A 26785-nucleotide genomic window follows, 5' to 3' on the forward strand; every position below is an offset into this window, starting at 1 on the left:
CGGGTTGCCTGGCGCACCGTGTGTAGCCAGGCAACCTGTTCCATCAATGGTTTTCCATTCCTTCAGCGTTGGTCAGTTCCCTGATCAACGTAGTTTCCTGTTGCTTGAACCTCGCTTCGAACTCCCGAATACGCCCTTCGTATTCAGCGCTGTCGAGGCTGATGTTGCGTTGCTCGAACTCGTCGGTGAGACGGGTCAGGTCAGTCCGGTACAGGCGCTCGAGTGCGTCGAATCGTCCAGCATGGTTCTCGCGCAGGTAGTTGATCCAGTAATCCTGCTGCTCGGCGAAGCGCAGGAATGGCTCGCCTTGTTCGCCGGTCTGCACGCGGAGCAGGGCCGCATCGAACTCGCCCGGTCTGATGGCAGCGTGGGCCTGGTAAAGCATGCCCTCCGGCGGGACAGGCAAGTCCAGCGCGCTTGCCCAGTGTGTGCGATAAGCCAGGCGGACTTCGGCTTCATCACGGCTTCCGGTCTGTTCGCGAGCGGCAGCATCCAGCTCGGAAAGCCGATAGAGCCGGGTTGTCAGCCGGTACAGCAAGGCACCTCGTTGCTCCGGCACGACGTCCTGCAATGACTGGCGAATGAACACCAGTACCTCCATCTGGTTGAACTCCAGAAGGATACCGTCCGGGCAGGTGTTGTTGTCACGAAACAGCCTGAGCGGTTCTTCAGCGATAGCGTTGAGGGTCATCCCCAGTTGCGGGTCCTGTCCCACAGTGGCGAGTACACGCCAGACGCGTTCCTGCAGTGCCGGGCGACTGGCCGAGTTGCGGTAGTCGGCGCTATGGCGCAGCGATCCGACAAGATCCAGAAGATTGCGCGTATGCTGGCTGGCTTCCAGTTGTTCCCAGATCTTGCGCCGCGCTGTGCTCAGGGCGTTGCTGTCATCGAGCCAGGGTTCGGCAGTAACGGGCTCCGGTGTCGATGCCTCAGCGCTCTCTGAGGACAGATAATCTGAAATCGACGAGTCCGAGTCATGCTGCTCGGTCCACCCTATCGCCCGGAGATCGGGCGGCAGGTCCATGTCGAAGCTGAACGAGCGTCCGTAACGTTCTGACAAATGTGCTCGACGCATGGCGTCTTCGGAAAGCGGGTTGTTCAGCAGGCTGATCTCCGTGTGCGAAAATTCGCTCCGGGGGTTGGCGACGATGTTCTCTGGCAGGTCGGTGATGAGATTACCGTCCAGCAACAGCGTCCTTAAATGTGCCGGAATCAAGCCGTCAACCCAGGCAGGCCATTCGGCCAGCTCGACATTGTTCAGCGACAGCCAGTTGAGCGCAGTGTTGTTGAGGGCGGACGGGTCTCGAATAGTGCCTATACGATTACCATCGAGTTCCAGCCGCTCGAGCGTCGGAATCCGGCTGAAAAAATCGATGTGCTGTTGGTCGATCAGCATCCCTTGATCGATCAGGGATAACGAGCGAAGCGATCTAAGTTCAAGCAGCGCCGATGGCAGTTGCAGCAGCGGTGCGACATGTCCCCCCATTTCCAGCGAGTTCAGATCGGTCATGCGGCGCAACAGCTGGTTCAGATCAGACACCGTGCCGGTGATTCTACTCAGGTGCAGATAGCGTATCTGGCGATAGAAGAAGCTCGGCAACTGTCGGGGGAAGTCGCTCAGTGCAATGTCTGCAAGGCGCAAAGGCCGATGGATTTGCCCCAGGCTGAACGCTCGCCAGTGATCGAGCAGTGCCCTGCCGATCCGGCGGCGGGCTTCGACGGAGTGTTCATCCGGGATGGCCATGGAGCTTGAAGCCTGCGCCCAATGATCGACTGCTGCTGATAATTCCCTGCCTTCGCTCAGTTGCAGGTCTATAGCCGCCTGCATAGCCGCCGGAGTGTCCATGACAAAGCGGAAGGAACTGCCGTCTACGGCCTCATTGATTCGCGCGTGCATCGCTGAGTGCCGGGACAGGCTGTTGCCACGCAAGTCGATCAGGGTCTGATGCTCGGGGCTCGGCGGGTTGTCGAGGATCCAGCTCGGCAGTTCGGTCAGGTTGTTGTGGGCCACCGACAGCTCACGAATATTATTCGGGATCATGTCCGTCAGCCATGAAGGCCAGCGATGCATGCCGACTCGCTCCAGTATCAGTCGATCGAGATGCAGCCAGCCCAGATCCATGGGCAGTACGCTGACCAGCCGATTGCCGCTCAGGTTCAACCTCCTCAGCTCAGGCATCGCGCGAAGGTGATCCATCTGCGCCTGATCGAGAAAAATTCCCTGATTGATCAGCGACAGCTCGGTGAGTTGAGGCAGCACACTGGACACCTGCTGGGGCAGGTTGAGAAAGATTGAGGTCTCGGGATCCGCCACGGCCCCCGCTTCGCTGACCAGGCTCAGTGAGCGAGCGTGCGGGAAGCGTTGCAAGAATCTCCCAAGCTCGAAACTGTTGGTCAACTGACGGGGCAGGTTCATGCCCGCAGGCGTGATGTCCCCTGCGCCAGGTCTTGTTCTGGGTTCGACCGATATGTTTTCCAGATACAGCCCGGTAACACGGGCATGCACAAACTCCGGCAGGTATCGCGGGAAATCGGTCAGGGACACCGATTGCAGGCGCAGCGGTTCGAGTGTTCGCCCGATCTCGGGAAGATTGGAGAGGCGCCAGTGCCTCCAGATAGCCTCGTTGATGCGCGTGCGACTGTCTATGTGAGCCTGGCTCATGGCGGGCATGGCCACGACTTCATAGGCCCAGGCGTCAAGACTTGCCCGCAGTACCATTTGCTCGCCCAGCAGAGCGTTGAGCCGCTCGTCGATGGACCTGTTGTCCCAGCCGATGTGGCGCAGTCGACTGAGGATGTCTTCGGGGAATGCGTCCTCCAGCTCAAGCATGCGGATCTTGTCCAGCAGGCTTTCGTCGGTCATGTGCCAGTCGGTTCTGCCACGGCCGCTCAAAGGATAGCCAAGTCGACCGTCGGCCAGACGCATGGGCGATCTCGAGCCTGGCTTGATTGCCTGCATCTTGAGCAATGGCGCAAGGTTTTGGCGGGGCAGGGAGTTCTCCTGGATCAGCGTTGCCAGCGCGGGGCCCTGGCTGGTGTGGGCAAAGCCCAGTTGGTTACGTTCCGCATCGGGCAGGGCATGCAGCACGGACGAATACAAATCGTCCAGCCCATGCTGGTGCTGGTCGTCAGCGTCTCGTGTCTCGTAACGATTGCCGTCTTTGATCAGCACTTTGCGGACAGTCGCCTCCTTAGGGCCGATGCTGTCGATCAACCGCCCACCGAAATATCGATCATGGACCTCCAGCCTGACCTGTGAAGGCCATTGCGGCAGAGCTTCAAGGCTGTGCAACACGAGACAATCGGTATCGGCGCTGGATACCGAGGCCAGATAAAGTCCCTCATAGGCCCGCGCGAGTCTTACCTGCTGTAAATAGGCGCTGGCCTCTTCGGCCATGAGTAACGGTACACGGCGTGCCGTCATGAGCTGGACCCGTTCTGCCGGCGATGCATGACTGGCCAGTTCCTGAGCAACCAAAGGCGGCAGTCCGGGAAACACCTGCAGAATGGTGTGCGCGCCGTCTGCTTCGGTGACCTTCAAGGCACGGTAAAGTGACTCGAACAGCCTGGTTCGGGTAGCTCGGGCCCGCGCCACCAATTGCGCCCGCAGTCTGATCAGTCGCGGTGACAGACCGAGCTGCCCCGCGCCGAACTCTTCGTTGAGCAGGGTCCGGATTTCGTTGTTGCTCAGCTTTTCCAGCACCTGGCGCAGGGCATCTGGCTGGTCGGCACGAACTTCGATATTACTACGGGTAGCGCCTGCGACCGGCTGACGTGCCGAAGCGAATGTCTGCAGCGCACTGCCCTCGGCATCCACCAGCACCAGTGTATGAGTGTTTGGCCAGCCTGGGTCCTGGCTCAGCAATTCAAGTTGAAGAGAGGCCGCTGCGTTTACTTCGTTGGCCTCCATCTGCTCGATGAACCGCTCGATTTCCTGATCCAGCCTGAACCTGCGTGCCGTGTCCTCAAGCAATGCCGGTGGACGACGCTGATCGGCCAGCGCCTCGCGCATCACGGATTCAGACGTATTGCTGACTTTCACGATACGGCTGGCTGCTTTGTCGGAAAACGTTTCACTGGAGTACCCCAGCCGTCGAAACAGTCTCAGCCCTTCCATCTCCAGCGGCTGCTCGGCCTCATGCAGCCATGCTCCCGCTCCATTGTGGCGCAAGGCGGGTTGGTAGCTTTCCGGACGGGTAGGGTGTTCGATCCGATAACCTTCGCCGGTTGAGCCGGGTCTGACTGAATAGGTTCGCCCTTCAAGGGGCAGCCACTGCTTGTTCTGCCATGTGTACAGGCCAGTGGCGTCGGGCTGCAGTCCCTTCGGCAGCACGATGTCATGGGCGAACGGTGCCAGATCAGGCTTCCACAGACGAGTGGTTCCACTCGGCAATTCTACGGGTTTGAGGCCGCGTACGAACTCGGGCACCTGTATCGCAGGGATGCCTGATGCGCCTGTCGCCGCCGCACCAAGCGCCGACATCAGGGCGATGTTCTCCACCACGTCGAACAGGTAGGCGAACGCTTGCTGTTTCTCATCTTTGGCCCAGCTTTCCACGCCCTCATAAACTTCGTGGACCAACTGAATGGCCGTGACGCCCATCATCACTTCGCCCAATACCGGAACGACGAAGCCTGCGATATTCAAGACATCGAAGGCTTTGTCCTTGAAGTACTGCAGACGCTCGTCGGAGGTTTTCTGATCTTGCGCTGCCGTTGGCACGCCATGAAACAGTGCGTCGTTCTTCAAGGCTGCACGTTTGCGATCGTACAAAGCGTCCAGCAAGGGGCCTTGCAGCGCGACCTCCCTGAGGTCCAGCCGTGCGTTTCGGTCTGCTTCACGCTCTAGCCACTGACGCTCGAAAATCCCCCCTTTCCTGACGTTCGGGTAAAGGCGTTCAGACAACCTTTCGAATAAGGCGCTTCGATGGCGCGCCGGGATGAAACGCGTGAAGAAGTCCAGATACCCCTGAGTGAACATCCGATCACGCAGCGCGTTGATAAAGACCTCGACCGAGTCGTATTCCTTCAGCGGCGCAACGGGATCATCCGGAATATAGACGACAATCTTTTCGGCTTGAGTTGCGCTGTCCCGGTCCTTGCCGATAACCAGAAGGCCGACAAGTTCGACATCCCCCAGGCACAGTAGGCTGCAGTTGACGGGCGTGTTATCGAGTCGGACGTTTTGCTTGCCGTCGAGAATATCCAGTAATGCGCCCTGCAAAGTCGGGCTGACGCGTTCCTGCAACGATGCAATCTGCAACTGCAGCCGGATGGACGATGACTGCAGTTGCATAAAGTCCCTGCGCAGCCTGGATGCTGCGGCGTCCGCAGTTTCTTCGGGTAACGAGGGTGTACGGAAAACGGATTCCAGGTGTCTCTGGTACTGGCCGCCCAAGTCCAGATCACGGCACATCGCCGCGAACCCGCTGGGGGAAATCGGCAGGGATTTACCGTTGATCTGTTGACCGATGATTTCAAACGAAGAAAACACCTGAGCCTTGAGACCCGATTCCGAGTCCATCGCACCAAGCGCTGTTTCCCACGCTTCGAAATTTTGCAGCGCAGCCTTGAGCAGACTCTGGTTGGCGGCCTTCAGCGCTTTGTTGGCCTGGATAACAGGGTCTCTGGACGCAGAAAGGAACGACTGGTCGATCCGTGCCCGGCGGGCGTGAAACAGCCATGTCGCAGTGACGTCCACGTCCAGCCCGAAGCGATCCTTGATAGCCGCCGTCAACAGGGGCTTTGCAAAGTCTTCCAGCGTCGAAAGACGATCGAGCGTCGGGCAAACCTGTTGTTCGTTCTGGCGCTGACGCGTGTAAAGCCGCTGCAGTTTATCTACTTCGTCCGGGCTGGACTTGCGCGCGCGCTCCAGCCATTGCAGCGGATGTGTGGCTGCGCGGCGCAAGGCTTTATGCGTTGCCGGTTCTGCGTCAAGCAGCCACGCAGGTGATTTATCTTTTATAAGGTGTACATGTGGAGTGGCAGACGCATTGCCCGCCGGCGTTTGATCCAGCATTGAAGTGCCTTGTCATGAGTGAACAGGCAACAAAGCTTACGTTTGTGATCCTTACTGCAAGTGCTAACTATCTATGTGCAGGGCATGTTCTTCACTTCGTGTGCTCAAGTAGTGGTGGCGCTTGCCGACAAGCAGGCAGGGAAAGAGTGTAAATGGACAAGTGCCATGATTGGTTTTGCATTCCCCGCGTACCGGTTGACGGCTGGGCTATACTCACGCCGCTTGGACCGCTCGTCGGTCCGCTTCTTGAACACGGCCCGACGCCGTCGTTGAACTCTTGAGGGCTGACTGTGAAGAACTGGACCTTGCGCCAACGGATTCTGGCGAGTTTCGCCGTCATCATCGCAATCATGCTGTTGATGGTCGTTGTATCTTATTCACGACTTTTGTCCATCGAGTCCAGCGAGGAAGAAGTCCGTCTCGATGCGTTGCCCGGCGTCTACTACAGCACGCTGGTACGTAGCGCCTGGGGAGAAAGCTACATCCGCACGCTGGAGCTGATCGCCGAAGGCGAGGCGCGTGCGATGACCAAGCAGGAAAAAGACCAGTTTCAAGCGTTCGACGAGAACCTGCAGGCGCAAATGGACGGCTACAAGAAGTCCATTTTCGATAACGCGGACCGGGACAGCTTTGCGCTGTTCGAAAAGCGTCGTGAGGTGTATTCGCGCATGCTCGCCGAGGTTCACGCCAAGTACGATCGCGGCGATTACGCCGGTGCGCGCGCCGAGTTCTATGGCGAGGTCAACCCGGTGTGGCTCACTGGCCGCAAACAGCTCAACGACCTTATCGTTGCCAACAAGCAACTGGCTGATCAGGCCACCGCCAATATCGTCAACGCGGTACTCGCTGCCAAGATCAGTATGATCCTGTCGCTGCTGGTGGCAGTACTGGCGGCTGCGGCCTGCGGTCTGCTGCTGATGCGTTCGATCATGGCACCGATGCAGCTGATCGTTCGGATTCTGGACATCATGCGTACCGGCGACCTGAGCACTCGCCTGAACCTGTCCCGCAAGGACGAGTTCAATGCGGTCGAAACCGGCTTCAACGACATGATGACCGAGCTGACCGCGCTGGTTGCGCAGGCCCAGCGTTCTTCGGTTCAGGTGACCACTTCGGTGACTGAAATCGCCGCGACGTCTCGTCAGCAGCAGGCCACGGCTAACGAGACCGCTGCAACCACCACCGAGATCGGCGCGACGTCGCGGGAAATTGCCGCCACCTCGCGGGATCTGGTTCGAACCATGACCGAAGTCACCTCGGCGGCAGATCAGGCCTCGATCCTCGCAGGTTCCGGCCGGCAGGGGCTGGCGCGCATGGAAGACACCATGCATCAGGTAATGGGCGCCGCCAATCTGGTCAATGCCAAGCTGGCAATCCTCAACGAAAAGGCCGGCAACATCAACCAGGTGGTCGTCACCATCGTCAAGGTGGCCGACCAGACCAATCTGCTGTCGCTCAATGCGGCCATCGAGGCCGAGAAAGCGGGCGAATACGGCCGCGGATTCGCCGTGGTTGCCACCGAAGTACGCCGCCTTGCCGATCAGACTGCCGTTGCCACGTATGACATCGAGCAGATGGTTCGTGAAATCCAGTCGGCAGTTTCTGCAGGCGTCATGGGCATGGACAAGTTTTCCGAAGAAGTGCGCCGTGGCATGTTCGAGGTCACTCAGGTCGGAGAGCAATTGTCGCAGATCATTCAGCAGGTTCAGGCGTTGGCGCCTCGCGTGTTGATGGTCAATGAAGGCATGCAGGCCCAGGCTACGGGCGCCGAACAGATCAATCAGGCACTGGTGCAACTGGCGGATGCCAGCAGCCAGACCGTCGAGTCCCTGCGCCAGGCCAGTTTCGCCATCGACGAGTTGAGTCAGGTCGCGGTCGGGCTTCGCAGCGGCGTTTCGCGTTTCAAGGTCTGAACATTCAATGACGGACCAATCGCCGAGGCGCAACGGCACGCCACTGACCGCAAGCAAACTTTTTCTGCTGTTTTGCATCGGCGAAGACCGCTATGCGCTGGACGCGACCGAGATCGCTGAAATCCTGCCTCGCGTGAAGCTCAAGGCCATTGCCCAGGCACCGCACTGGGTAGCGGGAATCTTTGCCCACCGTGGCGAGATCGTGCCGGTAATTGATATCAGTGCGCTGAACTCCGGTCAGTCAGCGCGCTCGCGCACCAGCACTCGCATGGTTCTGGTGCATTATCGGCACGACGACGCGCACCCGGCGCAGTTGCTCGGGCTGATTCTGGAGCAGGCCACCGAAACGCTGCGTTGCCCGGTCTCGCAATTCAAGGCATACGGGCTGGACAATCGTCTGTCGCCTTACCTGGGGCCGGTTCGCGAGGATGAGCTGGGGCTGCTGCAATGGATTCACGTTCAGGAGTTGTTGAGCGAGCCGGTTCGCGAGCTGTTGTACCCGGTGCCGCCAGTCGACCTCGCACTGCTTGAGGACGCGCCATGAAGGGTGACGATTCGCGTTTCTTCAGCTTCCTCAAGGAGCGTATCGGGCTGGACGTGACCTCCGTCGGTGAGGCAATCATCGAGCGCGCCTTGCGGCAGCGCGCAACGGCCGCCAATTGCCCCGACAGCGATGCCTACTGGCATCTTCTGGTGTCATCGTCTCAAGAGCAGCAGGCGCTGATCGAAGCGGTGATCGTCCCTGAAACCTGGTTTTTTCGTTACCCGGAATCATTTGTCACATTAGGCCTGCTGGCTCGTGAACGGATCGCGAGCCTTGCCGGCGCCCGCCCGCTGCGTATTCTCAGCCTGCCGTGTTCAACCGGCGAAGAGCCCTATTCCATAGCCATGGCGTTATTCGATGCGGGGGTCGAGCCCCGGCAGTTCAAAGTCGATGCCATCGATATCAGCCCCGTCTCCATTGCCAAGGCCGAGTATGGCATCTATGGCAAAAATTCTTTCCGGGGCAGTGACATCGGCTATCGAGAGCGCTATTTCAACCCGGTTACCGACGGCTTTGAAATCGCCGACAGTGTTCGCGCCTGTGTGAGTTTTCAGGCGGGCAACCTGCTCGATCCGAAACTGGCTGCACAGGTCGCGTATGACATCGTCTTTTGCCGCAATCTGGTGATCTATTTCGATCGGCAGACCCAGCAGCATGTATTCAAGGTCCTCAAGCAACTGACCCGTGAAGACGGCCTGCTGTTCATCGGTCCGGCCGAGGGCAACCTGCTGGCAGGTATCGGCATGCGCTCGATCGGTATTGCGCAATCATTTGCCTTCCGACATGCGCCGGTCGACGTAGCGGCTCCGATACCGGTGCCGACGGCGACGCCGTCCGCTCCGCGTCCAGTCGTCGAAGCACCTGTCAGGGCACCTGTGCCACCACGGCCCGCCATACGAACGTCTGCAGCCTTTGCGCCTGTGGTGAAACCGGTCGCTGCGGCTGGCAATGGCGAGGTATCAGCACTTCTGGACAGGATTGCCGGTCTGGCCAATGAGGGTAAAAGTGCCGAAGCGCGGGCCGCCTGTGAACGCTATCTGCAACAGCATGAGCCGGTCGCACAGGTATTTTACTGGCTCGGGCTGCTCAGCGAAGTGGAAGGCAACGTGGCTCAGGCTCAGGGTTTCTATCGCAAGGCGTTGTACCTGCAACCGCAGCACCCCGAATCGCTGGCCCAACTTGCCGCACTGCTGGCCGCTCAGGGTGACAGTGCCGGGGCCCGGCGCTTGCAGGACCGTGCTGCACGTGGCGCGAACAAACAAGGAAACCACTGATGACGGGGCTGTCCGGTTTTTCCAGTCTTACCCATGACCAGGCTCTGGATATCGATGATTGCTGGAACCGCATCGGCATTCACGGAGATCGCTCCTGTCCGTTGCTTGAAGAGCACATTCACTGCCGCAACTGCGCGGTTTATTCCGCTGCGGCTACCCGACTGCTGGACCGCTATGCGCTGGCCCAGGAGTCGCATGAACACTTTCAGGGCTCGGTGTTGCTGCGCGACATCAAGACCCGTTCGATTCTGGTGTTCCGTCTCGGTGAAGAGTGGCTGGGGCTGGCTTCGCGCTGCCTCTCGGAGGTCGCCCCCAACCAGACGATTCACTCGCTGCCGCACCAGCGCTCACGAGCGATGCTGGGTGTCGCCAATGTACGCGGTGCTCTGGTAGCGTGCATATCGCTGGTTGAACTGCTCGGTCTGGACAGCAATGCGGCGAGTAACCCGTCTTCGAGAGTGGTGCCGCGCATGTTGATCGTTGCTGCCGAAGGTGGTCCGGTGGTAGTGCCGGTTGACGAGGTTGACGGCATTCACGCCATTGACGAGCGTGAACTTGAAGCCGCTTCTGCCTCCGGCACCCATGCCAATGCCCGTTTCACTCGCGGCGTTTTGCAATGGAAGGACCGCAGCCTGCGCTGGCTGGACGAAGAAGAGTTGTTGTCAGCGGTGCATCGGAGCCTCACATGACGCCAGATCAAATGCGTGACGCCTCGCTGTTTGAACTGTTCACACTGGAAGCCGACGCGCAGACCCAGGTACTGAGTGCGGGCCTGTTGGCGCTTGAGCGTAACCCGACCCAGGCGGATCAACTGGAAGCCTGCATGCGTGCAGCGCATTCGCTCAAGGGCGCGGCGCGGATTGTCGGCGTCGATTTCGGGGTGAGTGTTGCGCATGTGATGGAAGACTGTCTGGTCAGCGCTCAGGAAGGGCGTCTGTTACTACAGGCCGAGCATATCGACGCGCTGCTGTCGGGAACCGATCTGTTAATGCGCATTGCCACACCCGGCGGTAACAGCGTCGTTCAGCCCGATATCGACAGTTATGTCGAAAGGCTCAATACACTTCTGGCATCCAGCGCTGGTGCTGCGCGCACGTTCAGTACGCCGCTGCTGGACCCGGCGTCGGATGCCTTGCTGGCCAGCGCGATGCAGCAGCTTGAGTCCTCAGCCGAAGCCCCGGCGACAGCGATCGAGCCCGTCGCTGAGCCGCGCGCAGCAGAGTCGCATCCTGTGGCCATGCCAGCCGCCATCCCAGCCGCCATCCCGGTTGGGGAACCGGAAGCGCCGTTTATCCCGCTGCGTGAGCGTCGGGTGGCCGAGGGCGGCGAACGTGTGTTGCGGGTCACCGCCGAGCGTTTGAACGGTCTGCTGGATATGTCCAGCAAATCGCTGGTCGAGACCCAGCGACTCAAGCCGCTGCTGGCCGGTATGCAGCGTCTCAAACGCCTGCAAAGCAGCAGCGACCGTGCGCTTGAAGTGCTGGGTGCCAGCTTTGGCGAAGAAGGCCCTCCGGCCGATGTGCAGAAAGCCCTTGAAGATGCGCGCAACCTGTTGTCCCAGGCGCAGCACGTGCTGGTCCAGCAGACTGCCGAGCTGGATGAGTTCGGCTGGCAGTCGGCGCAGCGTGCGCAGTTGCTGTATGACACGGCGCTGGCCTGTCGTATGCGGCCTTTTGCCGATGTGCTGAACGGTCAGGCGCGCATGGTTCGCGACCTGGGACGTGAACTGGGCAAGCAGGTCCGCTTGCAGATCGAAGGGGAGAAGACCCAGGTTGATCGCGATGTGCTGGAAAAGCTCGATGCGCCATTGACCCATCTGTTGCGCAATGCTGTGGATCACGGCATCGAATCACCCGAGAAGCGCGTGGCGTCCGGCAAGGATCCTGAAGGTCTGATTCGTTTGCAGGCTTCGCATCAGGCTGGCTTGCTGGTGGTCGAACTGAGCGATGACGGCGGCGGTGTGGATCTGGAGCGTCTGCGCCAGAGCATCGTCGACCGCAAGCTTTCGCCTGCCGAAACCGCCGCGCAGTTGAGTGAAGAGGAACTGCTCAGCTTTCTGTTCCTGCCGGGTTTCAGCATGCGCGACAAGGTCACGCAGATATCCGGCCGTGGTGTCGGCCTTGATGCGGTGCAGCATATGGTTCGCCAGATGCATGGCAGTGTCGAGTTGCAGCAATGGGCTGGCGAGGGCAGTCGCTTCAGGATTGAAATGCCGCTGACGCTTTCAGTGGTGCGCAGCCTGGTGGTGGAAGTAGGCGGGGAAGCCTATGCCTTTCCTCTGGCTCATATCGAGCGCATGCGCGATTTGCAACCGGATGATATTTTGCAACTGGAAGGGCGTCAGCACTTCTGGGACGAAGACCGTCATGTGGGGCTGGTCTCGGCCAGTCAATTGTTGAATCGCCCCCCGGCCCAGAATGCCGGCGAGTCGCTCAAGGTTGTGGTTATTCGCGAGCGTGACGCCGTTTATGGCGTAGCCGTCGAACGCTTCATTGGCGAGCGCACGCTGGTGGTGATGCCGCTCGATGCGCGTCTGGGCAAGGTTCAGGACGTTTCGGCAGGGGCCTTGCTCGATGACGGGTCGGTCGTGTTGATCATTGATGTGGAAGACATTTTGCGCTCGGTGGAGAAGCTCCTGAACACCGGACGCCTCGAGCGCATTGACCGGCGCAACCGTCAGGTCGACGCTGTGTCGCGTAAGCGAGTGCTGGTGGTCGATGATTCTTTGACCGTTCGCGAGCTGGAACGCAAGCTGCTGGTCAGTCGTGGCTACGAAGTGTCGGTTGCCGTGGACGGAATGGATGGCTGGAATGCACTGCGTGCCGAGGACTTTGATCTGCTCATCACGGACATCGACATGCCGCGCATGGACGGTATCGAGCTGGTGACGCTGTTGCGCCGGGATACCCGTCTGCAGTCGTTGCCAGTGATGGTCGTTTCCTACAAGGATCGTGAAGAAGACCGACGTCGCGGCCTGGACGCCGGCGCTGATTACTACCTGGCAAAAGCCAGTTTCCATGATGATGCCTTGCTCGACGCTGTTGTCGAATTGATAGGAGACGCGCAAGGATGAAGATTGCCATCGTCAACGACATGCCCATGGCCATCGAGGCCCTGCGCCGTGCGCTGGCTTTCGAGCCTGCGCACCAGATCATATGGGTGGCGTCTAATGGTGCCGACGCCGTGCAGCGTTGCGTCGAGCAGACCCCCGATCTCATCCTGATGGACCTGATCATGCCGGTCATGGATGGCGTGGAGGCTACACGCCGGATCATGGCCGAAACCCCCTGCGCTGTCGTCATTGTGACGGTAGACCGCGAGCAGAACATGCGCCGCGTGTTCGAAGCGATGGGCCACGGTGCACTGGATGTCGTGGACACGCCTGCCATCGGCGGCCCCAACCCCAGAGAGGCGGCGGCACCCCTGTTGCGCAAGATACTCAACATCGACTGGCTGATCGGTCAGCGTGTCGGCCCTGAGCGCGTGATGGCTGCGCCCAGGTCGGAGTCTTCAAGGCGCGACAGGCTGGTCGCGATCGGCTGCTCTGCGGGTGGACCGGCGGCGCTGGAGATACTTCTCAAGGGGCTTCCGGTGAGCTTTCCGGCAGCAATCGTCCTTGTGCAGCACGTCGATCAGGTTTTCGCTGCCGGTATGGCCGAGTGGCTGAGTTCCGCTTCCGGCCTGCCGGTAAGATTGGCAAAAGAAGGCGAAACGCCAGAACCCGGTGTGGTGCTGCTGGCCGGGACCAATCATCATATTCGTTTGCTCAAGGACGGTACGCTGGCGTATACCGCAGAGCCGGTGAATGAAGTTTACAGGCCCTCGATCGATGTGTTTTTCGAGAGCGTTACCCGTTATTGGAGTGGTGAGGCAGTCGGCGTTCTATTGACCGGCATGGGGCGCGACGGTGCGCAGGGGCTCAAGGCAATGCGTGAGCGTGGTTTTCTGACCATCGCTCAGGATCAGGCCAGTTCTGCCGTGTATGGCATGCCCAAGGCTGCTGCAGCCATTGATGCTGCCGTGGAGATTCGCCCATTGCCCGCCATTGCACCTCGCTTGATCGAGGTGTTCACTCAATGACTGTTCAGGTGTCCGCACCGGTGGTCGGCGATCAGGAGATACATCATGCATGACCTGCAGACGGACGAGATCAAGACCCCGGATGAAAACACCGCGATGGTGCTTCTGGTTGATGATCAGGCCATGATTGGCGAGGCAGTCCGGCGTGGCCTGGCTGGCCACGAATCGATCGATTTTCACTTTTGCGCCGACCCGCATCAGGCAATTGCCCAGGCAGTGCAGATCAAGCCGACGGTGATTCTCCAGGATCTGGTGATGCCGGGCCTGGACGGTCTGACGCTGGTTCGCGAATACCGCAGCAACCCGTTGACCCGCGATATTCCGATCATCGTGTTGTCGACCAAGGAAGATCCACTGATCAAGAGCGCTGCCTTCTCGGCCGGGGCCAATGACTATCTGGTCAAGCTGCCGGACAACATCGAGCTGGTAGCACGCATTCGTTATCACTCTCGCTCGTACATGACGCTCTTGCAGCGTGACGAGGCCTACCGCGCCCTGCGGGTCAGCCAGCAACAATTGCTCGACACCAATCTGGTGCTGCAACGCCTGATGAACTCCGACGGCCTGACGGGGCTGTCGAACCGTCGCCATTTCGATGAGTATCTGGAACTGGAGTGGCGACGGGCAACGCGTGATCAGGCGCAGTTGTCGCTGTTGATGATCGATGTCGATTACTTCAAGGCCTACAACGATAACTTCGGGCATCTCGAGGGCGATGAAGCTCTGCGTCAGGTTGCGAAAGCCATCCGCAACAGTTGCAGTCGCCCGTCGGACTTGCCGGCGCGCTACGGTGGCGAGGAGTTCGCCATGGTTCTGCCCAATACTTCTCCGGGCGGGGCGCGTCTGCTGGCTGAAAAACTGCGCCAGAGCGTGGCGGGCATGAATATCCCGCACATCGCGCCGACGCCCGGTTCCAGCCTGACCGTGAGCATTGGTGTCGCGACCATGACGCCGCAGGTCGGGATGCACAGCCGTCAGCTGATTCTGGACGCCGACAAGGGCCTTTATCTGGCCAAGAACAACGGACGCAATCAGGTTGCAGCGGGCTGACGACAGCCTGCTGTCCTGCTGCCGATAAAATAGGCAGCAGAACGCCTGCCCGACGGGCTGCCTTAGCGGCCCGGGCTGGGGTATACTCGTCGGCTTTGAAAATTTCGCCTGCGAGTGCTGCCCACCATGGAAATCAACCCGATCCTAAACAGCATCAAGGATTTGTCCGAGCGCTCCGAAACCATTCGGGGGTATCTTTGACTACGATCACAAACATGATCGTCTGACCGAAGTCAACCGCGAGCTCGAAGATCCAAACGTCTGGAACAACCCGGCCTACGCCCAGGAACTGGGGCGCGAGCGCTCCCTGCTGGCGCAGATCGTGGAAACCCTGGATGAAATGTCCTCGGGGCTGGCCGATGCCAAAGACCTGCTGCTGATGTCCGCCGAAGAAGAAGACCAGGCTGCCGTCGATGACGTGGCTGCCGAAGTCGAGCGCCTGCGCGAATCGCTGGAAAAACTCGAATTCCGCCGCATGTTCAGTGGCGACATGGACCCTAACAACGCCTACCTGGACATCCAGGCCGGTTCCGGCGGAACCGAAGCGCAGGACTGGGCGAATATCCTGCTGCGCATGTACCTGCGCTGGGCTGACAAGCGCGGTTTCGACGCCACCATCATGGAGCTGTCCGCCGGTGAAGTCGCCGGTATCAAGGGCGCTACCGTGCACATCAAGGGTGAATACGCCTTTGGCTGGCTGCGTACCGAGATCGGCGTTCACCGTCTGGTGCGCAAGAGCCCGTTCGACTCTGGCAACCGTCGCCATACCTCGTTCTCTGCGGTGTTCGTTTCGCCGGAAATCGATGACAACATCGAAATCGACATCAATCCGTCGGACCTGCGCATCGACACCTACCGCTCCTCCGGTGCCGGTGGTCAGCACGTAAACACCACCGATTCGGCGGTACGTATCACCCACGTTCCGACCAACACCGTGGTCAGTTGCCAGAACGAACGTTCCCAGCATGCGAACAAGGACACCGCCATGAAAATGCTGCGTGCCCGTTTGTATGAGCAGGAAGTGCAGAAGCGCAACGCAGCGTCCCAGGCCCTCGAAGACACCAAGTCCGATATCGGCTGGGGTCATCAGATTCGCTCCTATGTACTGGACGCCTCGCGTATCAAGGACCTGCGGACCAACATCGAACGCAGCGACTGCGACAAGGTGCTTGATGGCGATATCGACGAATACCTGATCGCGAGCCTCAAGCAAGGGCTGTAAACCGTCAGCCGACACCTCAAGCCCCTCGTCGCAGGACGAGGGCGAACCTGTGATGGAATATTTAAAGACATGAGCGACCAACAACTCGACCCGCAAGCCCTGCAACAGGAAGAAAACACCCTGATCGCCCTGCGCAAGGAAAAGCTTGCTGCAGGCCGTGCCAAGGGTCAGGCCTTCCCCAACGACTTCCGCCGCGACAGCTACTGCAACGACTTGCAGAAACAGTACGTCGACAAGACCAAGGAAGAGCTGGCAGAGGCAGCGATTCCGGTCAAGGTTGCCGGTCGCATCATGCTCAACCGTGGCTCGTTCATGGTGATTCAGGACATGTCCGGGCGCATCCAGGTGTATGTCAACCGCAAGACCCTGCCCGAAGAAACCCTGGCCGAGGTGAAGACCTGGGACCTGGGCGACATTATTGCTGCCGAAGGCACCCTGGCGCGCTCCGGCAAGGGCGACCTGTATGTCGAGATGACCAGCGTTCGCCTGCTGACCAAATCGCTGCGTCCGCTGCCCGACAAGCACCACGGTCTGACCGACACCGAGCAGCGCTATCGCCAGCGGTACGTCGATCTGATCGTCAACGAGGACGTGCGCGAGACCTTCCGCGTGCGCTCGCAGGTCATTGCTCATATTCGCAGCTTTCTGATGAAGCGTGACTTCCTTGAAGTCGAAACGCCGATGCTGCAGACCATTCCAGGCGGCGCGGCAGCCAAACCGTTCGAAACCCACCACAACGCGCTGGACATGGAAATGTTCCTGCGCATCGCGCCTGAGCTGTACCTCAAGCGCCTGGTGGTCGGCGGTTTCGAGAAAGTCTTCGAGATCAATCGCAACTTCCGTAACGAGGGTGTTTCAACCCGGCACAACCCCGAGTTCACCATGCTCGAGTTCTACCAGGCCTACGCCGATTACGAAGACAACATGGACCTCACCGAGGAACTGTTCCGCGAACTGGCGCAGTTGATCCTGGGCAGCACCGACGTGCCTTACGGCGACAAGGTGTTCCACTTCGGCGAGCCGTTCGTGCGTCTGTCGGTGTTCGACTCCATCCTCAAGTACAACCCTGATCTGACCGCTGCTGACCTGCAGGACATCGACAAGGCACGTGCCATCGCCAAAAAGGCCGGGGCCAAGGTGCTCGGCTTCGAGGGCCTGGGTAAATTGCAGGTGATGATTTTCGAAGAACTGGTCGAGCACAAGCTGGAGCAGCCGCACTTCATCACCCAATACCCGTTCGAAGTGTCTCCGCTGGCCCGTCGCAACGACGAAAACCCGAGCGTCACCGACCGTTTCGAGCTGTTCATCGGCGGTCGCGAAATCGCCAACGCCTACTCTGAGCTCAACGACGCCGAAGATCAGGCCGAACGCTTCCAGGCTCAGGTGGCCGACAAGGACGCCGGTGACGACGAAGCCATGCACTATGACGCCGACTTTGTTCGCGCGCTGGAGTACGGCATGCCGCCTACGGCGGGTGAGGGGATCGGTATTGACCGGCTGGTGATGCTGCTTACCGACTCGCCGTCGATTCGGGACGTGATCCTGTTCCCGCACATGCGCCCGCAAGCGTAACCAGTGGAAAAACAGCCGCCTTCAATGGGCGGCTTTTTTTTAGGTGTTTTTCGGGACGATCCCAAAAAGGAAACTGTCGTGACGATTGCCAGAGAAGGGGCCGCCGGCGTAGCGAGCGCGGTGGCCAAAAGCGTCAAGTATCAGGGTCGCAAGGCTGCACGCGAAGGCAGTGAACAACGCAGGCAGGTGATTCTCGACGCGGCCATGCGCATCGTGGTGCGCGATGGCGTACGCGCCGTGCGTCATCGGGCGGTGGCCGCCGAGGCCAGCGTGCCGTTGTCAGCAACGACCTATTACTTCAAGGATATCGATGACCTGCTCACCGATGCCTTCGCCCAGTATGTACAGCGCAGTGCCGACTACCTGGCACGACTGTGGCAGAACACCGAAGTCATTCTGCGTGAAATGATGAGTCGCAGTTCAGGCAGCCCGACCGACCGTTTTCGGCTGGCTGATGACATTGCACGGATGGTAATGGAGCATATCCGGCATCAGTTGCTGACCCGTCGCGACTATCTGATCGCTGAGCAGGCGTTCTACCACGAAGCACTGATCAACCCGCGCCTGACGCCGCTGGTAATGGCCCATCAGGAAATTCTGTTGCAGGGCAGCTGTCAGTTTTTCCAGGTCATTGGCTCGCTGCAGCCCTATCAGGATGCTCAGGTATTGACGGGGCTCATCCGGCGCATGGAGTATCAAGGTCTGCTTCATGGGCCACAGCGTCAGGCAGACGAAGAAATGCTGTGTATCCTGACCCGACAGATGCGCCTGGTGCTGGGCACGCCGCAGCCGGTTCGAGGGTGACTATACTTTTTTCGACGTGCTCTGGATCGGCCGTTCAGACGGCTTGACGATCCTGCCAATTTCGATATTTTCCAGCGATGGCGCGCTTTCCTTCGCCATCGAGCAGTAGCGAGACAGCCAAGGAGTACCGGTGGACGAGTATCAACAGACTATTCGTGCTTTATCGGATCGGATCGTCGTTGCACAGACGCCGATTCGCATTCTGGATGCGGTTAAATGGGACGAGACCGTTCGCAAGGAGTTTCTGGCCGCCAAGGGTAAGGCGCTTCCTGCGGTGGACCGTGCGTATTACGAAAACCGTCCGCTGGGCTTCGATTCGGTAGCCTTGAAGCAAGAGTTTCAGAACATCGAGCGGGACGTCACGCGCCAGTTGGGGCAGTTCAACCCGGTGGGTCAGATCATGCGTCGCATGTGCCGTGAATACCGCATGGTGGTGCGTATGCTTGAAGCGCGCGGCACGCCCGACTTCGGGCTGATCTCGCAGGAGTTGTATGGCGCTGCGTCCGATGCCTTCCATGCCGGCGACCCGACGCTGGCCGATCTTGGCCTGATGCTTTCGGATTACCTGAACAACATCGCCGGGCGCGGTGACCTGAAGGACGAAGCGAAAACCCTTACGGCCAAGGATGCGGTTTCGCTGCTGCAATCGCGTTTGAACCGTGTGTTCGGTGAGGCCGAGGAAACCATCAGGGTGTTCGAGTCCGACGGGATCGTCGCCGACGCGGCTGCCGGTGCCGATTACATCAAGATCCGCACTGACGCGATGTTCAACGAGCGGGACGTACGAGCGCTGGAGGTTCACGAGGGACTGGTGCACGTCGGCACCACGCTGAACGGGCAAAACCAGCCGATCTGTACGTTTCTGTCCAAAGGTCCGCCGTCATCGACGGTGACTCAGGAAGGCCTGGCCATTCTCATGGAAGTCATTGCCTTTGCTTCCTACCCCAGTCGTCTGCGCAAGCTGACCAATCGTACGCGCGCCATCCACATGGCGGAGCAGGGCGCTGATTTTCTGCAAGTGTTCGAATTCTACCGCGAGCAAGGTTTTGGCATGTCGGAAAGCTACGGCAATGCCAGCCGCGTATTCCGCGGCTCGGTGCCTAACGGCCTGCCGTTCACCAAAGACCTGTCCTATCTGAAAGGCTTCATCATGGTCTACAACTACATTCAGTTGGCCGTGCGCAAGGGCAAGCTCGAACAGGTGCCGCTGCTGTTTTGCGGCAAGACCACGCTGGAAGACATGCGAACCCTGCGGCAACTGGTCGATGAAGGGCTGGTGGTAGCACCCAAATACTTGCCTGAGCAGTTCCGCGACATGAACGCCTTGTCGGCCTGGATGTGCTTCTCCAACTTCCTCAATCACCTGAGCCTGGACCGAATCGAAGCGGATTACTCGAATATTTTGTAGGCATCGATCGTCGCCCTGCACAAGTCGAACTGACTATCGTGCCAATGCTCTGCGTTGGCATGCGTTGTGTGACGCTCCGCGTCACAAATTTGCAGCCTTGCGCGGTATCGAGCGCAAACAGTCCCGGGCGTCGGTGCTGTCTGTATCCCGGGCCGGATTGAATGGCGCACCATGTCTGCAATGTGACGTAGAGCGTCACGAAATGCATTACTACGCGGAGCGTGGAAACGAGAACATGCATACACCTGAGTCTCGTGTCGGCGCGGAGCGTTGGCACGGGAGTGATGTGACGATGAAAACAACAAGGAAGCCCCATTTGAAACTGCTCGGCCTCTTCACCCTGCTTTTCGCGCTCACCGGTTGCAGTTCGATGTTGTTCTACCCCGAGCAGGGTGTTCCGTTCACGCCTGACAAGGCGCGTCTGCACTACCAGGATGTAAACCTCACCGCCGCCGATGGCACGCGCCTGCATGGCTGGTGGCTGCCTGCCAGGCAAGGGGTGCCGGTCAAGGGCACGGTGCTGCATCTGCACGGCAACGGTGGCAACCTGTCGTGGCATCTTGGCGGCGTCTGGTGGCTGCCCGAGCAGGGTTATCAGGTGTTGATGCTGGATTACCGTGGCTATGGCGAGTCGCAGGGCCAGCCAAGCCTGCCAGCGGTTTATCAGGACGTTCAGGCCGCTTTCGACTGGTTGAACACTGCACCGCAAGTGCAAGGCAAACCCCTTGTGGTCCTGGGGCAAAGCATTGGTGGGGCGCTGGCCGTGCATTACCTGTCCGAACACCCGCAAGAGCGTTCGCGGCTCAAGGCGCTGGTGCTGGACAGCGTGCCGGCCAGCTACCGCAGTGTCGCGCGAAACTCGCTGAGCAAATCGTGGCTGACCTGGCCATTGAAAACGCCCTTGTCCTGGTTGATCCCGGAGGCCGACAGCGCCGTCAATGGCCTGCCACGACTGGCCGGCACACCGATGCTGATCTTCCACAGCATGGACGACACGCTGGTGCCGCTCGCCAACGGTATCGAGCTGTACAAGGCCGCGCCTCCACCGCGTGTATTGCAATTGACTCGGGGTGAGCATGTGCAGACGTTCGCAGACCCTCTCTGGCGTCAGGTCATGCTGCGTTATCTGGACGACCCGACGCATTTCAACGGCCTGCGCCGCCTCGCGGAAGTGCCCAACTACCCGACCCCTGCAACACCGCCAGCGCAATGAGCCGCGACCGTAATCTCAACGGCATGATCCTCAGCGCTGTTGGCGCGGTCATCGGCACGGTGGGCTGTCTGTGGTTCTATGGCTATCTGCATTTCGCGAAACCTGAGGATGCGCTGCTGCTCGGTGAATTCACCCTGCTCAAAACCGTGCCCGGCGAGGATTACAAGGTCGCTGCCACGCCGGCCGTTGAGGTTGCGCAGTGTGTTGATGGCGTACTGGTGCTGTTCGATACGTCGCGAAAAGGCCTGTCAGGCGTATTGATTGATGACCGCAGGCAGGCCGTGCGTTGCCTCGGCCAGCAAACGCCCCGGCAATAAAAACAGCGTTAAAAACCTTCGCCCATGAAAAAGCCCCGCCTGTATGCGCAGGCGGGGCTTCGGTGCAGCAGCCCGGTCGATTATTTCATCGAAGAGCGTGGTGCAACAGGCTGGTTGTCGTTGGAGATAGTGACTTCCACACGACGGTTCATGGCGCGGCCCGAGTTGCTGGAGTTGTCAGCAACAGGATATTCCTTGCCATAGCCCATGGTGACGACGCGAGCCGGATCCACACCCATGCGCACCAGCGCCATGCGAACCGAATTGGCACGGCGCTCGGACAGCGACTGATTGTAGGACGCCGAACCGGTGCTGTCGGTGTAGCCTTCGACGATCACTTTGCGGTCAGGATTTTCCTGAAGGAAAGCAGCCAGCTTGCCGATGTCGCCTTGGGCGGTCGGCTTGAGATCGGCCTTGTTGTAGTCGAACAGCACGTCACCGAAGGTCACCAGCGTACCGCGTTCGGTCTGCTTGGCGTTCAGGCTGTTTTTCAGTGCAGCGATCTGAGCGTCACGCGCTTCAAGGCGCGCCTTGGCGCGGTCGGCGGAAGCGTTCTGCAGCGCTGCTTCGGACGTGCGCAGAGCGATGGTCTGCTTGGCCAGTTCGACGCGCTGGTTGGTCAGGTAAGAAAGCTGATCGACTTTCTTGACGTCATCATCGTTACGGAAAGCCTGTTCTGCCTTGGCCAGCCATTCGCTGGCGTCCTTGGTTTCAAGGGCGGCAACTTTGGTGGCTTCCGGGTTGGTCTGCAGCGCGGTGAAGTTGCTGCGTGCCTGTTCCAGATTAGGGTTGGGCTTGGTTGCACAGGCTGCCAGAGCAACACTCATGGCCAGCAGAGCAGGGATCATCAATTGTTTACGCATAATAAGGTCGTCCTTTAATCAGTTACGAATTCATGAAAGCAGAAGGTGTTCAGGGCGTTCACTGCACCTGACGCAAGCCTTCATCACGGAGTTCGTTGACGCCCTGACGAGCATCCTGCACAGCTTTGGCAGCTTTGGCGGCCTGAGATTTGCGTTCTGCTACACGAGCGTCCCACTCGGCTTGTTCAGCCAGACGGCGAGCTTCATCGTACTTGTGATCCTGCATGGCCAGATCAGCTTCTTTCAGCTTGTCCTGAGCCGACTTCATTTCCACCGCTGCGAACTCGGTACCGCCAGCGCTGACGGCGCTGTTAACGGCCGATTGCGAAACTGCATATTGCTCGGATGGCGGGTTACCTGCACAACCGGCGAGGATAAAGGTGCTACCGAGCGCCAGCGCAGCCAACTTGAGACCGCGCAGGCCTTTGAACTTGGTTTTGGCAGTTAAGGTGTTCATGGTGATCAACTCCATTGTCTGACTCCGAACGTGGTTATCCATGACAGTTATTGCATCAAGTCCGGGCATGAGGTCGTACAACCGCCTGCTGCCTTACGGGCTTTCCTGTAATGGTTAATGGCTCGGACCTGCGCGGTTTTTGAATAGTTCAGATAAATATCTACCGGGCGGTCAGGAATTTTTCGCCTCCTTCAGACAACGGTCAGTATGTCGGCTGTCATATCAATGGCCCTCGAATCAGAATGGATGACTCTTTCAACGCGCAGGTTTTCGCTGAAGCATTGTCGAATTGCAGGCTTTTGGTGCACTGTTGGCAATGCGGATTTGAATTCATGTGCGCCCGTGCTGCCAGGCGGGTACGTAACTGAGCCCAGACAAAAACCGGGAGAGGAACGATGGCCGATATCGATGCGCGTCTGCGCGAAGACGTTCACCTGCTGGGTGAACTGTTGGGTAACACGATTCGTGATCAGCGAGGGGCTGAATTTCTCGACAAGATCGAGCGTATTCGCAAGGGTGCCAAAGCTGGCAGGCGCGGTTCTGCAGAGGGTGCCGAGCAACTTAGCTCAAGCGTTGACGGGTTGGGTGATGACGAGCTGCTGCCTGTCGCTCGCGCTTTCAATCAGTTCCTCAACCTGGCCAATATTGCCGAGCAATATCAGCTCATGCATCGGCGTGACGATAGACAGCCCCTGCCTTTCGAATCACGGGTGCTGCCCGAGCTGCTTGATCGCCTGAAAACGGAAGGCCATACGCCTGATGCCCTGGCGCGCCAGTTGAGCAAGCTGGAAATCGAACTGGTATTGACGGCGCACCCGACCGAAGTAGCACGTCGCACACTGATTCAGAAGTACGATGCGATCGCTGCGCAGTTGGCCGCGCTCGATCATCGCGACCTCAATAGCGCCGAGCGCGCACAGATTACCTCGCGCCTGCAGCGACTGATCGCCGAAGCCTGGCATACCGAAGAGATCCGGCGGATCAGGCCCACACCGGTTGATGAAGCCAAATGGGGCTTTGCGGTCATCGAGCATTCCCTCTGGCACGCCATTCCTAACTATCTGCGCAAGGCTGACCACGCACTGCACGCGGCTACCGGCCTGCATTTGCCTTTGGAAGCAGCGCCGATCCGGTTTGCCTCCTGGATGGGCGGGGATCGTGACGGCAACCCGAATGTCACGGCTGCGGTTACCCGTGAAGTGCTATTGCTGGCACGCTGGATGGCGGCTGACCTGTATTTGCGTGACGTGGACAATCTGGCCGCAGAACTGTCGATGCAACAGGCCAGTGCGGCCTTGCGGGCCAGCGTCGGCGACAGTGCCGAGCCTTACCGGGCGGAGCTCAAGCGTCTGCGCGAGCGCCTGCGTGCCACGCGTAACTGGGCCAATGCTTCACTGAGCGAGACCTTGCCCGCGCCCGAAGCGGTGCTGCGAGACAATCGCGAGCTGCTGGACCCGCTGCTGTTGTGCTTCCAGTCGCTGCACGAATGCGGCATGGGCGTGATCGCCGACGGGCCGCTTCTGGACTGCCTGCGCCGCGCCGTCACGTTCGGTCTGTTTCTGGTACGACTGGACGTCCGTCAGGATTCCAGTCGCCACTGTGCGGCGATGACCGAGATCACCGATTACCTTGGGCTGGGGCGCTACGAGGAATGGGACGAGCAGACCCGTATCGACTTCCTGTTGCGCGAACTGAATAACCGCAGACCGCTGCTGCCGTCCTACTTCAAACCGGCGGCCGATACGGCTGAAGTCCTGGCAACCTGCAGAGAGGTGGCAGCAGCCCCGGCAGCGTCGTTGGGCTCTTATGTGATCTCGATGGCAGGTTCCGCATCCGACGTGCTGGCCGTGCAGTTGCTGCTCAAAGAGTCCGGGCTGCAACGGCCTATGCGTGTGGTGCCGCTGTTCGAGACCCTGGCCGACCTGGATAACGCCGGGCCGGTGATCGAGACGTTGCTCGGTTTGCCGGGTTATCGCTCTCGTCTTCACGGCCCGCAGGAAGTCATGATCGGCTATTCCGATTCAGCGAAGGACGCAGGCACTACGGCGGCAGCCTGGGCGCAGTACCGGGCGCAGGAACGACTTGTGGAAATCTGTCGCGAGCAGCAGGTCGAACTGCTGCTGTTTCACGGTCGTGGCGGTACGGTCGGTCGTGGCGGCGGCCCCGCGCATGCGGCGATTCTGTCGCAACCGCCGGGCTCTGTGGCCGGGCGCTTCCGGACCACCGAGCAAGGTGAAATGATTCGTTTCAAATTCGGTCTGCCGGACATCGCCGAACAGAACCTCAATCTTTATCTGGCAGCAGTGCTGGAAGCCACGCTGTTGCCACCGCCGCCTCCGCAACCGGCATGGCGGTCGATGATGGACCAGATGGCGAGCGACGGAGTCAGTGCCTACCGTGCGGTGGTGCGCGAGAACCCTGAATTCGTAGAGTATTTCCGTCAGGCGACGCCCGAGCAGGAGCTGGGCCGTCTGCCGCTCGGCAGTCGCCCCGCCAAGCGCCGCGAGGGTGGGGTAGAAAGCCTTCGCGCTATCCCATGGATTTTCGCCTGGACACAGACGCGCTTGATGCTGCCCGCCTGGCTGGGCTGGGAGGCTGCATTGAGCAAGGCCCTGGAGCGTGGGGAAGGTCAGGTGCTGGGCCAGATGCGCGAGCAGTGGCCGTTTTTCAGAACCCGCATCGACATGCTGGAAATGGTTCTGGCCAAAGCCGATGCCGATATTGCCCGGCTTTACGACGAACGTCTGGTCAGCGCTGAGCTGCAACATTTAGGCGCACATTTACGCGACCTATTGTCGCAGGCGTGCAATGTGGTTCTGGGGCTTACCGGGCAGACGCAACTGCTGGCTCACAGCCCTGAAACGCTGGAATTCATCAGCCTGCGCAACACGTATCTCGACCCGTTGCATTTGCTCCAGGTGGAGCTGCTGTCCCGCTCACGCAGCCGCGAGGCCAGTCTGGACAGTCCTCTGGAACTGGCGCTGCTGGTGTCTGTGGCGGGGATCGCTGCTGGTCTGCGCAACACCGGCTGATCGATCCGGGCAATGTCGTCGCCGCGCTATTTCGGCTCGGCGGCGGCAGGGGCGAGACGTGTGTGCCGGTCTGGCTTGAACGTTGATACAGGTCACATCACTCGATAATCAAGGCGCGCAAGCCGGTGAGCCTGCGCTGACTGCGACTTTCGGCGGCTTGTGCGGCCTCGGTCTGCTGTGTATCTTGATCAGCCTTTCGGCCTGTTGGCCTGATTCATTTTTTAGATTGGCCCCCGAGGCGAATCCGATGATTTCACTATAAAAAATTTGAGGAGCATGACGATGCGCGTGATTCTGCTGGGAGCTCCCGGGGCCGGTAAAGGTACTCAGGCAAAATTCATCACTGAAAAGTTCGGCATCCCGCAGGTTTCGACAGGCGACATGCTGCGCGCTGCGGTCAAGGCTGGTACTGAACTGGGTCTGAAAGCCAAAAGCGTCATGGATGCAGGCGGTCTGGTTTCCGATGACCTGATCATCGGCCTGATCAAGGACCGCCTGGCCGAGCCGGACTGCGCGAACGGCGTGCTGTTTGATGGCTTCCCGCGCACCATTCCACAGGCCGAAGCCTTGTTGAAAGCCGGTCTGGAAATCGACCATGTGCTGGAAATCGCCGTTGATGACGAAGAAATCGTCAAGCGCATGTCCGGCCGCCGGGTTCACGAAGGTTCCGGGCGTATCTACCACACCATCTTCAATCCGCCGAAGGTCGAAGGTATTGATGATGTGACTGGCGAACCGCTGCTGCAGCGCAAGGACGATGTCGAAGAGACCGTGCGCCATCGCCTGTCGGTGTACCACGCCCAGACCAAGCCGCTGGTCGAGTTCTACAGCAAGCTTGAAGCGAAGAATGGCAAGCCCAAGTGCAGCCATATTCCGGGCGTCGGCTCGGTTGAAGACATCACGGCAAAAGTACTGCAAGCCTTGAGCTGAGGCATGCAGGCTGATCAATAAATGGCCCGCTTGCGGGCCATTTGTCATTTATACTGCTGCACTTTTTGACTTTAACCAAGACGGAAA

Annotated in this window: 18 protein-coding genes; 15 read left to right on the forward strand and 3 right to left on the reverse strand. The window is 59.5% G+C overall.

The genetic code is table 11. From position 1 onward, the window contains the following. Positions 1-43 precede the first annotated feature (43 nt). Complete coding sequence (locus MME58_RS06520) at positions 44-6019, reverse strand: NEL-type E3 ubiquitin ligase domain-containing protein (RefSeq protein WP_055005322.1); 5976 nt, start codon at positions 6017-6019, stop codon at positions 44-46. A 290-nt stretch (positions 6020-6309) separates the two neighbouring features. On the opposite strand from MME58_RS06520, the gene MME58_RS06525 reads away from it, so the two are divergent. From MME58_RS06525 to MME58_RS06585, 13 genes are all read left to right on the forward strand, one after another. After that, entirely contained in the window at positions 6310-7932 is a 1623-nt protein-coding gene (locus MME58_RS06525) for a methyl-accepting chemotaxis protein (RefSeq protein ID WP_055005323.1), read from the forward strand. Positions 7933-7939: 7 nt separating this feature from the next. Then, positions 7940-8476: a chemotaxis protein CheW gene (locus MME58_RS06530; protein WP_054986687.1), complete on the forward strand. Its 537-nt coding sequence runs from the start codon at positions 7940-7942 to the stop codon at positions 8474-8476. Continuing rightward, entirely contained in the window at positions 8473-9750 is a 1278-nt protein-coding gene (locus MME58_RS06535; RefSeq protein ID WP_054986688.1) for a CheR family methyltransferase, read from the forward strand. Before MME58_RS06530 ends, MME58_RS06535 begins: the two co-directional genes overlap by 4 nt. Continuing rightward, on the forward strand, positions 9750-10439 hold the full coding sequence (locus MME58_RS06540; RefSeq protein ID WP_054986689.1) for a chemotaxis protein CheW: 690 nt from the start codon (positions 9750-9752) through the stop codon (positions 10437-10439). The genes MME58_RS06535 and MME58_RS06540 overlap by 1 nt, the downstream gene beginning before the upstream one ends. Next, complete coding sequence (locus tag MME58_RS06545; protein WP_054986690.1) at positions 10436-12823, forward strand: hybrid sensor histidine kinase/response regulator; 2388 nt, start codon at positions 10436-10438, stop codon at positions 12821-12823. The genes MME58_RS06540 and MME58_RS06545 overlap by 4 nt, the downstream gene beginning before the upstream one ends. Continuing rightward, positions 12820-13830: a chemotaxis response regulator protein-glutamate methylesterase gene (gene cheB, locus MME58_RS06550; protein ID WP_055005324.1), complete on the forward strand. Its 1011-nt coding sequence runs from the start codon at positions 12820-12822 to the stop codon at positions 13828-13830. The genes MME58_RS06545 and cheB overlap by 4 nt, the downstream gene beginning before the upstream one ends. Positions 13831-13875: 45 nt before the next feature. Further along, positions 13876-14880, forward strand: coding sequence for a response regulator (locus tag MME58_RS06555; protein WP_054986692.1), 1005 nt, complete (start codon positions 13876-13878; stop codon positions 14878-14880). 126 nt (positions 14881-15006) lie between these two features. Further along, positions 15007-16102 (forward strand): peptide chain release factor 2 gene (gene prfB, locus MME58_RS06560; protein ID WP_122239444.1). Its coding sequence is split into 2 segments (ribosomal slippage): positions 15007-15078 and positions 15080-16102, totalling 1095 coding nucleotides; the frame shifts between segments, so codons are not numbered across the junction. 69 nt (positions 16103-16171) lie between these two features. Continuing rightward, positions 16172-17674: a lysine--tRNA ligase gene (gene lysS / locus MME58_RS06565; RefSeq protein ID WP_055005325.1), complete on the forward strand. Its 1503-nt coding sequence runs from the start codon at positions 16172-16174 to the stop codon at positions 17672-17674. Positions 17675-17698: 24 nt separating this feature from the next. After that, positions 17699-18478, forward strand: coding sequence for a TetR/AcrR family transcriptional regulator (locus MME58_RS06570; RefSeq protein WP_054986694.1), 780 nt, complete (start codon positions 17699-17701; stop codon positions 18476-18478). Between the two features lie 130 nt (positions 18479-18608). Further along, positions 18609-19886 carry a flavohemoglobin expression-modulating QEGLA motif protein gene (locus MME58_RS06575; RefSeq protein WP_054986695.1) on the forward strand — a complete coding sequence of 426 codons (1278 nt, stop codon included), beginning with the start codon at positions 18609-18611 and terminating at the stop codon, positions 19884-19886. 316 nt (positions 19887-20202) lie between these two features. Further along, positions 20203-21099 carry an alpha/beta hydrolase gene (locus MME58_RS06580; RefSeq protein ID WP_055005326.1) on the forward strand — a complete coding sequence of 299 codons (897 nt, stop codon included), beginning with the start codon at positions 20203-20205 and terminating at the stop codon, positions 21097-21099. Then, positions 21096-21416: a PA3694 family proteiin gene (locus tag MME58_RS06585; protein ID WP_055005327.1), complete on the forward strand. Its 321-nt coding sequence runs from the start codon at positions 21096-21098 to the stop codon at positions 21414-21416. The genes MME58_RS06580 and MME58_RS06585 overlap by 4 nt, the downstream gene beginning before the upstream one ends. An 80-nt stretch (positions 21417-21496) precedes the next feature. On the opposite strand, the gene lptF is transcribed toward MME58_RS06585, so the two are convergent. Together lptF and MME58_RS06595 are read right to left on the reverse strand one after the other, a co-directional pair. Next, positions 21497-22279 carry a lipotoxin F family OmpA-related lipoprotein LptF gene (lptF, locus tag MME58_RS06590; protein ID WP_054986698.1) on the reverse strand — a complete coding sequence of 261 codons (783 nt, stop codon included), beginning with the start codon at positions 22277-22279 and terminating at the stop codon, positions 21497-21499. A gap of 58 nt (positions 22280-22337) precedes the next feature. Beyond that, positions 22338-22751, reverse strand: coding sequence for a DUF4398 domain-containing protein (locus MME58_RS06595; RefSeq protein WP_054986699.1), 414 nt, complete (start codon positions 22749-22751; stop codon positions 22338-22340). 380 nt (positions 22752-23131) lie between these two features. Between MME58_RS06595 and ppc the strand changes: the two genes are divergently transcribed. Together ppc and adk are read left to right on the forward strand one after the other, a co-directional pair. Then, positions 23132-25768, forward strand: coding sequence for a phosphoenolpyruvate carboxylase (gene ppc, locus MME58_RS06600; protein ID WP_055005328.1), 2637 nt, complete (start codon positions 23132-23134; stop codon positions 25766-25768). A gap of 282 nt (positions 25769-26050) precedes the next feature. Further along, positions 26051-26698: an adenylate kinase gene (gene adk / locus MME58_RS06605; protein WP_054986701.1), complete on the forward strand. Its 648-nt coding sequence runs from the start codon at positions 26051-26053 to the stop codon at positions 26696-26698. Positions 26699-26785 lie beyond the last annotated feature (87 nt).

Origin of the sequence: Pseudomonas syringae pv. tagetis, from assembly GCF_022557255.1 — a bacterium.
Classification (GTDB): Bacteria; Pseudomonadota; Gammaproteobacteria; order Pseudomonadales; family Pseudomonadaceae; genus Aquipseudomonas; species Aquipseudomonas caricapapayae.